General features: G+C 46.4%; 12 protein-coding genes. 7 read left to right on the top strand and 5 right to left on the bottom strand.

The features are described 5' to 3' along the window. Nucleotides 1-138: 138 nt before the first annotated feature. On the bottom strand, nt 139-1431 hold the full coding sequence (tyrS, locus tag ABD031_RS21855) for a tyrosine--tRNA ligase (protein WP_343855139.1): 1293 nt from the start codon (nt 1429-1431) through the stop codon (nt 139-141). Between the two features lie 155 nt (nt 1432-1586). Between tyrS and ABD031_RS21860 the strand changes: the two genes are divergently transcribed. After that, nucleotides 1587-4820, top strand: coding sequence for a S41 family peptidase (locus tag ABD031_RS21860; protein ID WP_343855140.1), 3234 nt, complete (start codon nt 1587-1589; stop codon nt 4818-4820). A 66-nt stretch (nt 4821-4886) separates the two neighbouring features. Here the strand turns inward: ABD031_RS21860 and ABD031_RS21865 are convergent, their stop codons facing one another. Together ABD031_RS21865 and ABD031_RS21870 are read right to left on the bottom strand one after the other, a co-directional pair. Next, nucleotides 4887-5216: a BlaI/MecI/CopY family transcriptional regulator gene (locus ABD031_RS21865; RefSeq protein ID WP_343855142.1), complete on the bottom strand. Its 330-nt coding sequence runs from the start codon at nt 5214-5216 to the stop codon at nt 4887-4889. A 342-nt stretch (nt 5217-5558) separates the two neighbouring features. After that, the gene (locus ABD031_RS21870; RefSeq protein WP_343855143.1) at nt 5559-6308 is read right to left on the bottom strand and encodes an acyl-CoA desaturase; all 750 of its coding nucleotides are present in this window, start codon (nt 6306-6308) and stop codon (nt 5559-5561) included. 141 nt (nt 6309-6449) lie between these two features. Between ABD031_RS21870 and ABD031_RS21875 the strand changes: the two genes are divergently transcribed. After that, the gene (locus tag ABD031_RS21875; RefSeq protein WP_343855144.1) at nt 6450-6815 is read left to right on the top strand and encodes a phage holin family protein; all 366 of its coding nucleotides are present in this window, start codon (nt 6450-6452) and stop codon (nt 6813-6815) included. Here the strand turns inward: ABD031_RS21875 and ABD031_RS21880 are convergent. Beyond that, on the bottom strand, nt 6804-7238 hold the full coding sequence (locus ABD031_RS21880; protein WP_343855146.1) for an AlbA family DNA-binding domain-containing protein: 435 nt from the start codon (nt 7236-7238) through the stop codon (nt 6804-6806). The genes ABD031_RS21875 and ABD031_RS21880 overlap by 12 nt on opposite strands. A 95-nt stretch (nt 7239-7333) precedes the next feature. On the opposite strand from ABD031_RS21880, the gene ABD031_RS21885 reads away from it, so the two are divergent. The 5 genes from ABD031_RS21885 (at nt 7334) to ABD031_RS21905 (ending at nt 12437) form a co-directional block, all read left to right on the top strand. Next, nucleotides 7334-7891: a hypothetical protein gene (locus ABD031_RS21885; protein WP_343855147.1), complete on the top strand. Its 558-nt coding sequence runs from the start codon at nt 7334-7336 to the stop codon at nt 7889-7891. 89 nt (nt 7892-7980) lie between these two features. Then, the gene (locus ABD031_RS21890; protein ID WP_343855148.1) at nt 7981-8883 is read left to right on the top strand and encodes a histone deacetylase family protein; all 903 of its coding nucleotides are present in this window, start codon (nt 7981-7983) and stop codon (nt 8881-8883) included. A gap of 96 nt (nt 8884-8979) precedes the next feature. Further along, the gene (locus tag ABD031_RS21895) at nt 8980-9606 is read left to right on the top strand and encodes an OmpH/Skp family outer membrane protein (protein ID WP_343855150.1); all 627 of its coding nucleotides are present in this window, start codon (nt 8980-8982) and stop codon (nt 9604-9606) included. Between the two features lie 192 nt (nt 9607-9798). Beyond that, complete coding sequence (locus ABD031_RS21900) at nt 9799-10770, top strand: deoxyhypusine synthase family protein (RefSeq protein WP_343855151.1); 972 nt, start codon at nt 9799-9801, stop codon at nt 10768-10770. A 2-nt stretch (nt 10771-10772) separates the two neighbouring features. Further along, nucleotides 10773-12437 (top strand): OmpA family protein, encoded by a 1665-nt coding sequence (locus ABD031_RS21905; RefSeq protein WP_343855152.1) that lies wholly within the window; start codon nt 10773-10775, stop codon nt 12435-12437. Between the two features lie 56 nt (nt 12438-12493). On the opposite strand, the gene ABD031_RS21910 is transcribed toward ABD031_RS21905, so the two are convergent. Next, a complete protein-coding gene (locus ABD031_RS21910) occupies nt 12494-13954 on the bottom strand; it encodes a Gfo/Idh/MocA family protein (RefSeq protein ID WP_343855154.1) in 1461 nt (486 codons plus the stop codon). Nucleotides 13955-14082 lie beyond the last annotated feature (128 nt).

The raw sequence follows: 14082 nt of genomic DNA on the forward strand, positions 1-14082 counted from the left end.
GCCGATTATTTCAAGGTTTCAAAATCTGGCACAAAGGTATTAAATCAGGGTCAAAAAAAACGTAAAAAAGTTGTCGGGTAGAAAATAAAAAAGGCCTCAAATTTGATTTTGAGGCCTTTTCGGCTGATGTTCAATAGTTTATTTTACTTCCAAAATAAAGTAATTTTTCTTCCCTTTTTGGATCAGTAAGTACTTTCCTTGAAGCAGCCTGAAGTTAACGCCTGCGTTCGGATCAGTGAGTTTTTCCTTATTGATGCTGACACCGCCGCCTTGGATCATCTTTCGAGCTTCGCCCTTTGATGCGAAGATCAGGGCATGGGTTTTTTCTCCGAACAGATCCAGGATATTTTCAAGTCCCGCATATTCTTCTTTGCTGAGCTGAACCTGCGGCACGCCTTCGAAAACGGCCAAGAAAGTCCGTTCGTCCAGTGAAGCCAAGTCCTCGGTGGAAGATTTTCCGAAGAGGATCTCAGAAGCTTTTACCGCCATCTCAAAATCGGCTTCGCTGTGAACCATCGTGGTTACTTGCTTGGCGATTTCCTTTTGCAAAGTTCTCAAGTGTGGAGCTTCGGCATGCTCAGCCTCGAGACTTTCGATAGTTGCCTGATCCAACACGGTGAAGATCCGGATGTATTTGCTCGCGTCCTCATCCGAAACATTCAGCCAAAACTGGTAGAATGCGTAAGGAGAGGTCTTCTCCGGATCGAGCCATACAGAGCCACCTTCGGTCTTGCCAAACTTGGTGCCGTCGGCCTTTGTGATCAGAGGAACGGTCAGTGCAAATGCACTTCCGCCGCCCATCTTTCGGATCATCTCCGTGCCCGTGACGATATTTCCCCACTGATCCGATCCTCCAAGTTGGATTGAGCAGTTTCTGTTTTTCCAAAGGTGATAAAAGTCGTACCCCTGAATCAGCTGGTAGCTGAACTCGGTGAACGAAAGTCCTTTTCCATCTTCCAATCGGGTTTTTACGCTGTCCTTGGACATCATATAATTCACCGTGATGTGTTTGCCGACGTCGCGGATAAACTCCAAAAACGAGAACTGTGAAATCCAGTCGAAGTTGTTGACCAGTTCGGCTGTATTGGAAGTGCCTTCGGAGAAGTCCAGGAACTTGGATAGCTGACCTTGAATACAAGCGACATTGTGATCCAGTGTGGCTTTGTCAAGCAGGTTTCTTTCCGAAGATTTGAAAGAGGGGTCGCCGATCATTCCAGTCGCGCCGCCAACCAAAGCAAAAGGTTTATGTCCTGCCCGCTGAAAGTGCAGGAGCGTCATCACACCCACCAAATGTCCGATATGAAGCGAGTCTGCCGTCGGATCAAAACCGAGATATGCAGACGCCATCCCTTTGGCCAAATGCTCTTCGAGTTCCGGGGTCATGTCCTGGAGCATTCCTCTCCACTGCAGCTCTTGTATAAATGAATTCATTGAAAGGGTCATTTTATCAGGTCGCAAATATAGGCCTTCGCGGTGGAGTATCGAAACCCAGTCCGGCCTTTCGACAAGAATCCCTTCCCGCTATCCTAATCTGAGGGGCGAGCTTGTAGATTTTTGCTTATTTTCAGTCCATCCTTTGATACCCTATGAAAAAACACTTAACAGCACTCGCGCTTGGATTTTGTTTGCTTTTTGGCACTCAGACTTTCGCGCAAACTTCTCCCAATTGGCTACGCTATCCGGCCATTTCCCCCGACGGAAATCAAATCGCCTTTACTTATAAAGGAGACCTCTATCTAATCCCTACGACTGGGGGGAAAGCAACCCAATTGACCTTTCATGAGGCGCATGACTTCAAACCAGTCTGGAGCGCGGACGGCAAGCAGATTGCATTTGCATCGGATCGCTACGGAAACTTTGATGTATTTATAATGAGTTCCGCGGGAGGGGAAGCTACCAGACTCACCTTTCATTCGGCAGATGAACAACCCTTTGACTTCAGTTCAGATGATCAAAAGGTGATCTTTGGCGCAGCCAGAATGGACACGAAAGAGCATCGTCAATATCCCACAGGTTCTCAGCCCGAACTTTATCAGGTGGCGAAATCAGGAGGCCGGATCGATCAGGTATGGACGATTCCGGCTGAATACGTCCAAACTAGCAAGGATGGGTCTAAGATGATTTATCATGATAAAAAGGGCGGTGAAAACGAGTGGAGAAAGCATCATCAGTCGGGCATCGCACGGGACATTTGGATGTATGATGCTGCAAAAAACGAGCATACGATGCTTACCAAATTCTATGGAGAAGATCGGAATCCTGTTTTTTCGCCTGACGAGTCGGAAATCTTCTACCTGAGTGAGGCCAACGGAAGCTTTAATGTGTACAGCATGCCCTTGGCAAATCCGGGGCAACCTCAGGCGCTGACAAGTTTTTCGGGATTCCCGGTTCGCTTTCTTTCCATTGCCGACAATGGCCAGATGAGTTTCAGCTTTGACGGGGAGCTGTATACCTTGAAAAAAGGCGAGCAACCGAAGAAGTTGGAAGTCGCTATTGCTACCCAATCGATCTCCAATTCAGATAATTACATCTCGATAAAGGATGGTGTACGGGAGATGTCTATTTCTCCTGACGGAAAGGAAATCGCATTTATCGTACGAGGCGAAGTTTTTGTGACTTCGGTGGATGGGTCCATGACCAAGCGGATCACGAACACGCCGGAGCAAGAGCGGTTTGTCGAGTTTGCCCCCGACGGCAAGTCGGTGGTCTATTCTTCAGAGCGAGACGGCAAATGGCAGATCTATAAATCATCTCGGGTTCGTACCGAGGAGCCCTTTTTCTTTGCTTCGACTTTGCTCAAAGAAGAAGCACTCGTCAGCGTAGAGAAGGATGCTTACCTGCCAAAATTTTCCCCTGACGGAAAGAAACTCGCTTACATCGAAGACCGACGAAATCTGAAGGTATTCGATGTGGAAGCCAAAACTTCGGTGACCCTGATGGGATCGGATCTGCTTTTTCACATGAGTGACGGAGATCAGTATTTTACTTGGTCTCCGGATAGCAAGTGGCTTTTGGCTAGCTATCGACCTACTATGAGCAATTCTGAGGTCGTCCTTTTGGATGCCTCTGGAAAAGAAAAGATGCGTAAGCTGACTCAAAGCGGCTATTCCGATGACAATGCCAAATGGGTGAATGAGGGCAAGCAGATGCTTTGGTTTTCCAACCGAGACGGCTTGAGAAGCTATGCCACGAGCGGACGGGCGGAAGAGGATGTTTACACGATGTTTTTTGACCCGGCGGCTTGGGACAAATTCCGATTGAGCAAGGATGAATTTGAGCTTTTGAAAGAAATCGAAAAGGCCAAAAAACCTGCAGACTCAGACGATAAACCAAACGCTGAAAAATCCGAGAAAAAAGAAGTTAAGCCAATTGAGTTTGACTGGGATGGATTTGAAGAAAGAAAGGCGCGGTTGACGATCCATTCGTCCAACATGGGGGATGCGCTGCTTTCGAAGGATGGAGAAAAGCTTTTTTACCTGGCTCGCTTCGAAAAAGGCATGAACCTCTGGAGCACCAATCTTCGGACAAAAGATACCAAGCAAGAGATTGGCTTGGATGCCAACTCAGGTCGCTTGCTTTGGGACAAAGAGCAGAAAAACCTGTTCCTGCTTTCCGATGGAAATATTTCCAAGATCAATCCTGAGACGATGAAAAAGGAGATGATCAAGATTGGGGGCGAGATGACGTTTGACAGAAATGCCGAAACTGCCCATCTCTTCGAACACGTTTGGCTAAGAACCAAAGGGATTTTCTATACGCCGGACATGCACGGAATTGACTGGAATGCCATCAAACCCGAGTATCAAAAGTACCTGCCCCACATCGGCAACAGCTACGAGTTTGCGGAAATGATCTCTGAGATGATCGGAGAATTGAACGTATCCCATGCAGGCGCCCGCTATAGTCGCAGCATTCCGATGGCGGATGCCACAGGTTCCTTGGGGATTTTCTGGGATTACAACTTCACTGGAGATGGGATCAAAGTGACTGAAGTGATCAAGGGCGGGCCATTGGATAAAAGCGACATTGACGTGGCTCCCGGAATGATCATTGAGCGCATTGACGGGGAATTGGTGGCTGCGAACTTGGATTTTGCGAAGTTGCTTAACCGAAAAGCGGACAAGTTTACCCTGATCGAAGTCCTCGATCCCAGCAATCAGCAGCGAAAGCAATACACGGTCAAACCGATCTCAATAGTTAATGAAAACCAACTTCTCTATAAGAGGTGGGTGAAAAAGAACCAAGAAGAAGTGGAGAAACTGAGCGGTGGAAAGCTTGGGTATGTCCACATTCCGGGCATGAGCGACGGGCCCTATCGCAATGTCTATGAGGATATGATGGGGAAATTCTATGAAAAAGACGCTGTCATCGTCGATACTCGATTCAACGGCGGGGGAGATTTGGTGGCAGATCTGGCGATGTTTTTTACAGGGGAAATCTTCTTGACCTACGCCACTGCGGCCAAGGTAGTGGGAGTAGAGCCTACCGCGAGATGGACCAAGCCAACGCTGGCGATGTTCAACGAAGCCAATTACTCAGATGGACATTGCTTTGCCTGTGGCTACACGGATCTGGAGATTGGAAAAACGGTGGGAATGCCTACGCCGGGCACCTGCTCATTTGCCGGATGGGAAGGATTGCCAGACGGTAGTCGCTGGGGAGCGGTCCCGATCTCTGCCAAAAATATGGCGGGAGAGTGGCTGGAAAACAACGAAACCAAGCCTCAGTTTGAAGTGAAAAACATGCCGGGGAAAATCGACCAAGGCATAGATCAACAACTCGAAAAGGCGGTCGAGGAACTGCTGAAGGATGTGAAATAAGGTTGAAATGAAAAAACCCGATCGTTTTCAGATCGGGTTTTTTAATACACAGCTAGTCGTCAGTTCTTACTGATACTCTTTGGTGTTTAGCGCCTCATCGTTTTTGAAAAACTGAGACAACTTGGCAAAAGAACTGTCGAAGTATCCCTCAAGCATTCTCTTAATGATGAACGTCCTGTATTCGTCCTTGGAGACAATCGGGAAATACTCGTGGCTTTTTCCGTAGGATTTGTGACTGACAAATCCCTTCCGTTCAAGGATTCTTACAATCGTTGAAACAGTGTTGTACGCAGGCTTGGGCTCCGTCATAGGAGATAAGATATCTTTCACGAATCCTCGTTCGATATCCCAGAGGATCTGCATGATCTCCTCTTCCGCTCTTGTTAATGGTTTCATAAGGTGTTAAGTTTTAAATCAATAGAAAATTATTCGTTTAGTTCCTTAAATCCAAAGGAATTAAGAAAATATTTATACTATTTAGTTGATTGTAAATACTAAAATCCTGATTTTAAACTATATAAACTGATAATCTTCTACTCAATCAGTAATAGATTTTTTTTAGAATAATAGCCGTACGTTTTGAAAAGCTCGCAAAAAATGGAAAATGAGGCTTAGAAAACCTCGCTTAAGACTTTAAACATAACCCTGTAATTATGGGTTTTGGCCTGATAGGCTGACCTAGGCTAAAGAAAAAAAAGACCGCTTTTGACGATCTTTTTGGTTTTCAGAGGAAGATTTTTATGTTGTTCTCAACCGGATAATTCTGGTAGCGTGCAGCAGCTTGACAATCGGATAGGTCGGGTCAAACTCGTACCACTTCACAGCAAAATTTGGTCTGTTTGGAAGTTTGTGGTGATTGTTCTGGAACAATTCTCCTAACATCAAAACGTCCAGCAGAAGTGAATTTTTAGATTGATCATTGTTGTCAAAATTGGCGTAACCGTACTTGTGGCCACTCCAGTTGACAATCGCGCCGTGAACAGGCCCCATCAAGAAATGAATGGGAAGTAGAAAGTACATCCACCAATGTGTACCGGACAGCTCAAAAACAGAAATAGAAAGAACATAGATCGCTACGTACACCAGGATCCAACCAACCCTGATCGCCATATTGTCGGCAAACTTGTCAAACTTATTCCATGCGGGGATATCCTTTGAAAAACGCTCCTCCGGCTTGAGTTTAAAGCTGAAGTAGTCGTTGTAGATGTTTTTGGTCTTCCACATCATTGTAAAGAGGTTTTCCGTATGATGCGGGCTGTGCGGATCCTTTGGCGTGTCGGAGTAGGCGTGATGCATTCGATGCAAGATGGCATAAGCTCTCGGCGAGAGATACGAGCTGCCTTGCCACATCCAGGTGAAGAAGTAAAAGAACTTTTCCCAATACTTGCTCATCACAAACATTTGATGGGCGGCATATCTGTGGAGAAAGAAACTCTGGCAAAACAGGGAGAAATACCAGTGAAGCAGAAAGAAGATAATTATTATCACTTAGGTTATTTTTTCGGTAAGCGTGCAAATATAAGGCTAGATTGGCTTTGATCCTTGCCGCTGTAAATAATGCCACTGAAATAAGCGGTGATTTATATCAGCTTTAGCCATTCTACGATCCTGTTCTTATCTTCAACCGATATGAGAGAGAAAAGCAACGGGACTTCAGTCCTTACCAAAATAATATTAGGAGGGATCTCGGTCCTGATTGCAGACTACCTGATGAAAGGAGTGACAATTGATACCTGGACGACTGGTTTTATCCTAGCAGCGGTGATTATATTGATCAATTTCACTCTGAAGCCCATTATGGTGATCCTGACATTTCCGATCACTATACTTACTATGGGACTTTTTTTACTCGCCATCAATGCCGGTGTCATCTTGATTGCGGCCTATTTTATTCCGGGCTTTGCAGTAGAGAGCTTCTGGTGGGCCTTGGGTTTTTCTCTGGTGCTGAGTTTGATTAATGGAGTTTTTGGGATTAGTCTCAGTTCAAAGGACTAAAGTCTGATCGTTAACCCGCTTGTAGGATTTCAAATCGCCATTTTTGTGTTTGCAAAAGATCAATGGTCCTTCCGTTTTCTTGACTTCAACCAGCAGGAGTGATTTTTCACTATCTCCATCCGGCGCAGTCATTTTTTCATCGAATACCTTGATTTCATCAATCGTCAGTGACACCTTCGGAAAGCAAAACTCGTCGTTAGCGGCTTCGATCATGTAGCGCTCCTCTTCCGGGTCAATCCCGACGATCCTTTTGCTGTCAGATACCCCTATCAAAATAAATCCACCGTCTGTATTAGCCAATCCAACCAATGTTTTTGAGATTTTCTCCCGGGACGTTATTTTTTGCTTGAAGTCCAATTTTTCACCTTCTTTTTGCTTAATTAGGCTTTTGACAAATTCCTCGTCAAATTTTGCTGAATTCATTTTATTCCTTTACTTTCTTATCTAAATGTAAACTGTGATTTGGGATTGTTCGTTACCTTCCGGGTCCAGCTTCTTAACCACCTAAGTAATTCAGTATGACTTTTTCTAATCCCGGATTTGATCCGCAAAACGTTGATAACTTAAAGGCCGAACTTGAGCAATCAGGTAAGAACTTCAAAATTATACCTGACGATGAAAACTCGGAGGAATTCGTGAATTTTTACTTCGTCGGCATGTTTGAGGGCAAAGAGGCGATCTACGACGCGGCCCTCTACACCCTTCGACTTCACCATGCAAGTGAAGTATACGAGCTGGCAGAACATGAAGCCGCCAAGAAATTCCCGAATTTTAAAGGAATCTCCTACGAAGAAGATGAAAATGGCAATATGAAGCCATTGACCAGCGAAGAAGAAGAGGTCGGCTGGTTCATCACCGAGATCATTATGGAGCTCGAGGAGGAGGAGACCGTCAAAGTCCAGGAATTTATAGACATAGACACCAACCATGATTTCGGAGTAGGGCTAGATGCCGCTCTCAACGTCGATGAGATAACAGAGGATGTGATTTCCAGTTTTGTTCAGGAGTTCAACGACGATACTATTGAATTGGACGACACGCTTTATGCCTTTCAGACAGAAGAGGACGAGATTTGACATGACACTTGCGTTGCCCAAGATTGATAGAGCGCAACGCGACTTACTAGTACACTAAATCCGCACTGGTAGCTAATCAGTGCTTTTTTATGCTCAAAGTTGCCTGGTCCGAATGTTACGCCCATCTTTTGCCAACAGGCCATCGTTTCCCGATGGAAAAATACGACCTGCTTCCCGAACAACTTGTTTACGAGGGGACGTTATCCAGGGAGAATTTTTTTGCTCCTGAGTTGATTGAAGAAAAATGGTTTCTCAATACTCACGACCCAAACTATTTCAGGAGACTATCGGCTCTGGATTTGACCCCTCAGGAAGTTCGGGCGATCGGATTTCCACTTACGGCATCATTGGTTCATAGGGAAATGGTCATCGCAAGCGGTTCCGTGCAGGCCGCCGAATTTGCGCTTAGCTATGGCATCGGTATGAACATCGCAGGAGGAACTCACCATGCGTTTTCCAATCGGGGAGAGGGATTTTGCCTGCTAAATGACATCGCGATTACGGCAAATTTTCTGCTGGAAAATCGGTTGGCAAGTCGAGTTTTGGTTGTGGACCTTGATGTCCATCAGGGAAACGGGACCGCGGAGATTTTTAAGGAGCGGCGAGATGTGTTTACGTTCAGCATGCACGGGGAGAAGAATTTTCCGCACCGGAAAGAAAAATCACACCTCGACATCGGACTGCCGGACGGTACCGGTGATCTCGAATACCTCACGAGACTACAGCAGACGTTGCCTCGGATTTTAGAGATGTTTGACCCCGATTTTCTGATTTATCAAAGTGGAACCGATGTCTTGGCTTCAGATCAGTTGGGACGTCTCAACTTAAGTCAAAGCGGTATAAAAGAACGGGACGAAACCGTGGTTTCATTGGCCAAAAACAACCAAATCCCACTGATGTGTTGCATGGGTGGGGGCTACTCCAAACAGATCAAAGATATTGTGGAGGGACACGCTCAGATTTTCAGGTTGGCACAATCCCTTTATTTTTAGAGGATTAACCGAATTTAACAGACAGATTTTGCTTCAATTCTTGCAGAATCAATACTTTCTATATATTTGCGGCCTGTCAACCATAACGTATTTAAAGTGAAAAAGGGATTAAAAATCTTAGGAGTACTCGCACTTTCCTCGGTGCTTTTCTATTCATGTGACCAAAAAACTGCTACTACTGCCGAAACAGTATCTTCAGGTGAAGGTATGCCTGCAGGTGAGATGAAAGTGGCGTTTGTATATACAGACTCGGTGATCAACAAGTACGATTACTTCAAGAAGATGTCTGAGGAAATCACTTCCAAAGGCAAAAGATTCGACTCGGATCTTCAGTCCAGAGCAAGAGGATTTGAGCAGGAAGTATCTACCTTCCAACAGACCGGTGGCAACATGACTCCCAACCAGGCCAGAGCTAAGCAAGACGAGCTGGTGCAAAAGGAGCAAAACCTGATGACTTATAGAAACAACCTGATGCAGGAATTGTCTGCAGACGAGGCGAAATTGATGAATGACGTGTACGAGCAAGTTCAGACCTATATTAAGGACTATGCAAAGGAAAACGACCTGGATATCATCCTTAGCTACACCCGTGGCGGCGCGATGTGGTATGCAACAGACGCCATCGACGTGACTGCGTCTGTGGTCGACGGATTGAACAAAAAATACGCAGCAAATCCATCCGGCGTTACTCCAACTGCAGCAGATTCTACGGCAAAAAAATAACGATACCTTTAACTTGAATTGAAAAGCCCGGACTTTGTTCGGGTTTTTTTGTGGGTAAAAATTGGGTATTTTTGCGCCACTATCGAAAACCCGAACGAAATGAAATCGAGCATAGAGAGAACCCTCATTCACTGGGAGGATTATCCGAAATGCGAGATTCCATGTGGCCATTAAAAAACAAAATATAAACGCATGAAAATCACGGAATTTTTAAAACACAACTACCGCCACTTCAATGCCGCAGCTTTGATCGATGCAGCCGAGGGGTACAAGACCCACTTGGACGGTGGAGGAAAAATGTTGGTTTCACTGGCCGGAGCAATGTCCACTGCCGAATTGGGGATATCTCTCGCTGAAATGATCCGTCAGGACAAAGTTCAAATTATCTCTTGCACCGGCGCCAACCTGGAAGAAGACGTTTTTAACCTTGTGGCACATGACTACTACGAACGGGTTCCCAACTACCGAGAGCTGACACCTGCGCAGGAGCAGGAGCTACTGGAGCGCCACATGAACCGGGTGACCGATACCTGCATCCCAGAGATGGAAGCCATGCGTCGCATTGAAAATGTCATCCTCGAAGAGTGGGTGAAAGCAGATCAGGCCAATGAAGCTTACTTTCCTCATGAATTTTTCTATAAAATTCTGCTTTCTGGTAAGCTGGATGCCTCGTTCCAGATAGATCCTAAAAATAGCTGGCTCCTGGAAGCCGCCAAGAAAAACCTTCCGATCATCGTGCCAGGATGGGAAGATTCTACGCTTGGGAATATGTTTGCCGGTCATGTGATCTCTGGAGATGTAAAGAAAGTTCACACCGTTCGTACTGGTATCGAGTACATGATGTTCCTTGCCGATTGGTATACTGAAAATGCTACGGATGAAAGTACTGTCGGATTTTTCCAGATTGGCGGGGGAATTGCAGGAGACTTTCCAATCTGTGTGGTACCGATGTTGCACCAGGATTTGCAGCGGACGAATGTGCCTCTCTGGGGCTATTTCTGCCAAATCTCGGATTCGACCACTTCTTATGGTTCCTACTCCGGAGCTGTCCCTAACGAAAAAATTACTTGGGGCAAGCTAGGCCAGGAAACACCAAAATACATTGTCGAATCTGATGCAACTATTGTGGCGCCGCTAATATTCGCCATCGTGTTGGATCAATAACTATGACTATCTCAATCTCTCGTATTTTCAAAGCAAGTAGCGTTACGCTTCTTGCTTTTTGTTTTCTTTTCAGTGCCAAAGCGCAAGAGCTTAGATCGCTCTCCGGAGCAAACAGCCCTAACGACGACACCAATCCCGTTTGGATAGGCAACAATACCCTGCTTTTTACCCGTGCTTTCCATCCCTTAAATCTCGGTGGAGCGACTGACCCCGGAGATATCTGGGAAACTCGCAAAGATGAAGCAGGCGAATGGGGTGAGGCCACCCATCGCGCTGATCTGAGCACAGAAGGCTACGATTTGGTCTTGGGACTGGAGGACGTGTTGACGCTTTTAGTTTTGAGAAACCAAGGAAGTGAAACCTCGCTTCATCAGTTTTCCAAGTTTGGACAGGAGTGGAATTACCTGCGAAAAGTGAATTTCCCCGATTTGAATTCTTTCCAAGGCTTAGTCTCCGGACGGGTGGCTGAGGGCGGAAAATCGATTTTCCTGGCTGGTAAAAGAACGGGAGGACTTGGCAACGAAGATATCTACCTCAGCCAAAAAATCGGAGCGATTGACTGGTCTGAGCTGAAAAATCTCGGTGCAACCATCAACGGCTTTGGTCAGGAGATGGGGCCTTACTTTGACCCTAACAGCAATCAGCTTTACTTTTCTTCGAATTCCTACCCTGGCGCAAACGGAAAGGATATTCTGATCGCCAAAAAACTCGGAGATTCTTGGGACAGCTGGAGCAAACCCGAGAAATGGGATCAGATCAGCTCCAATGGCTCAGAAGCTTCCATCACCTTTGTCAGTGAGGACGAGATCGTCTGGACGAGTACTCAAAACAGTGATGGGTTTGCCGATTTGATGACTTTTTCCACGCCAGTTCCGCTGGTAGTGCCTACGGAGTTTGTAGCTCCTGCGGTTGCCGAAAAGCCGGCATCAACAGCTCGATCTTCTAGAGTTTCGGCAGGCAATATACAGGTTTTGGAGATTCCGGTTTCGGACTCGACAACAATCTACTTCGATCCGAAAATCACTCCGGTTCCAATGGACTCAAATTCCGGTGCCGAAATTGTAGAGCTTCAAAAAGAGGTTGAGCTCCCCGTTAGTTTTGTTGCCATCGATGGCAAAAACAAAGTGGAGTTACCTTACAGTCTCACCTGGCAAGCTGGAATAGAAAATATTGACTATCAAGAGCCTTATCTGATTTCTGATTTGAAAGAAAAAGGAATTACAACGGTCAAAGTTTCGTCTCCGGGATATTTCCCGAAGCAGGTGTCTGTCGAAAGTTTTGATGCCAAATCCAAGACCGTGGTGCTTCTCACCAAAGCGGAAGCCGGAAGCACTGTTTTGCTGGAGGGCGTGAATTTCAAAAGAGGAACTGCTGAGCTGGAAGGTGAATCGACCGAAGCGAGTCTCGCAGATTTGGCAAAATTCCTCGTTGAGCATCCTGAGGTAACGATCAGGATCAATGGTCACACTGACAATGCCGGAGATCCTGGCCTGAACAAGCAGCTTTCGCTGGAAAGAGCCGGAAGCGTCCGGGACTTTTTGGTGAGCAAGGGGGTGAATTTCGAACATCTTAGGATATCAGGCTGGGGAGGAACCCGTCCAGTTGCTTCAAATGCAACCGAGTCTGGCAGGGCAAAAAATCGCAGAGTCGAACTAGTCGTAGAATAGAGAAAAGGGCTTCCAAATAATTCGGAAGCCCTTTTCTTTTACTTGACAATTAACCATCAAAGTTTGTAATCTCCGCGATAGGTTCGCTTCACAAACTGGTTTGCGGGTTCAAAGTTGGTGATTTTCATGTCCGCTCCATCCCATAGCAATTTGATTCCTCTACCAGGATAGTCAAATTGATTGTCAGCACCTTCTCTCTTGACTCGGTAATCGTAGCTTCTGATGGCAAGATTTCCCATCAACACGGTCTCTGTCAAAGGCCCCGCCACGGAGAAGGGAGAACTGAGTTTCTTAAATTCTTCCGAGCCGTAGCCGCCAATGCAGGCCTCTACCCAGTTATTGTAATGTCCTCGATCTCCGAGAGGTACGCGATACTGCGTTTGAGGTACACTCACTTCAGAAGTTCTTTTGGTAGGAAGAAGCTTCGGGTTTGCGCCGTAGGTAGAGCACATCATCTTGCCTTTGGTTCCTTCGATGATCACACCGTTACCGCCGTCACCCATGATTTCATTAGCCTCAAGCTCCTCTGGTCTCGTCGGTTGAATACCACCGTCCATCCAATGGAATTCCAAGTCAGACTTCCCTGGTCGGTCAAATCTCAGGGTGATGTGGGAGGAAGGAGGGCAGCTCTCTGGGAAATATCCTCTGCTGAACTCGCCGACATAGACGGAGCCGACAGAGCACTCTGCAGATTTGGGATAGCCTAGGCCAAGCACTCTAAATGGCGGTTCCATGATGTGACAAGCCATATCACCCAAGGCTCCTGTACCATAATCCCACCAGCCTCTCCAGTTGAATGGCACCAGATTTCCGACGTACTCTTTCTGCGGTGCTGTGCCCAGCCATAGATCCCAGTCTAAATCAGCAGGAGGGGTTACCGAGGTTTTTGGCCATTCTATGCCCTGCGGCCAAACCGGTCGATTCGTCCAAGAATAGACTTTCGTTGCTTCACCGATCACGCCGGCTTCGTACCATTCGATCATCTGGCGGACACCATCTCCAGATGAACCTTGGTTGCCCATTTGGGTGACTACTTTGTATTTATCTGCCGCTTCGGTTAGCATGCGGGCTTCGTAGATGTCATGAGCCATAGGTTTTTGCACATAGACGTGCTTGCCCATTTTCATCGCCATCATCGCCTGCACAGCGTGCATGTGATCGGGAGTGGATACTGACACAGCGTCGATATTTTTCTCCTCTTTCTCCAGCATCGTGCGGAAGTCCTTATAATACGTGGCCTTTGGATGGGCATCCCGACTTTGTTTTGCCCGAGTGTCGTCCACATCACAGAGGGCGATCATATCTACCTTGCCAGACGCGAATATGCCTCTGACATCACCTCCGCCCATGCCTCCAACTCCGATGCTGGCTACTCTCAAGCGATCACTTGGGGCTATAAAACCAGGTCCGCCCAACACGTGGCGTGGGACGATGGCAAAGCCGGCTAAAGCCAGGGCAGAGCCTTTGATGAAACTTCTCCTTGAGGATTGCTCTGTGTTGGAATTATTTTTTTCCATGATTATTTCAGGTTGATTAAAGACTGACATACTTCAAAATATAAAAAAAGGCAATTAAAATTCACTTTGCCCGGAAAAGTAACGAATGGTCAATTCCTAAGACTTGCCAATTTAATGTACTTAGACCA

The organism is Algoriphagus jejuensis (assembly GCF_039523455.1).
In the GTDB taxonomy this organism is placed as follows: Bacteria; Bacteroidota; Bacteroidia; order Cytophagales; family Cyclobacteriaceae; genus Algoriphagus; species Algoriphagus jejuensis.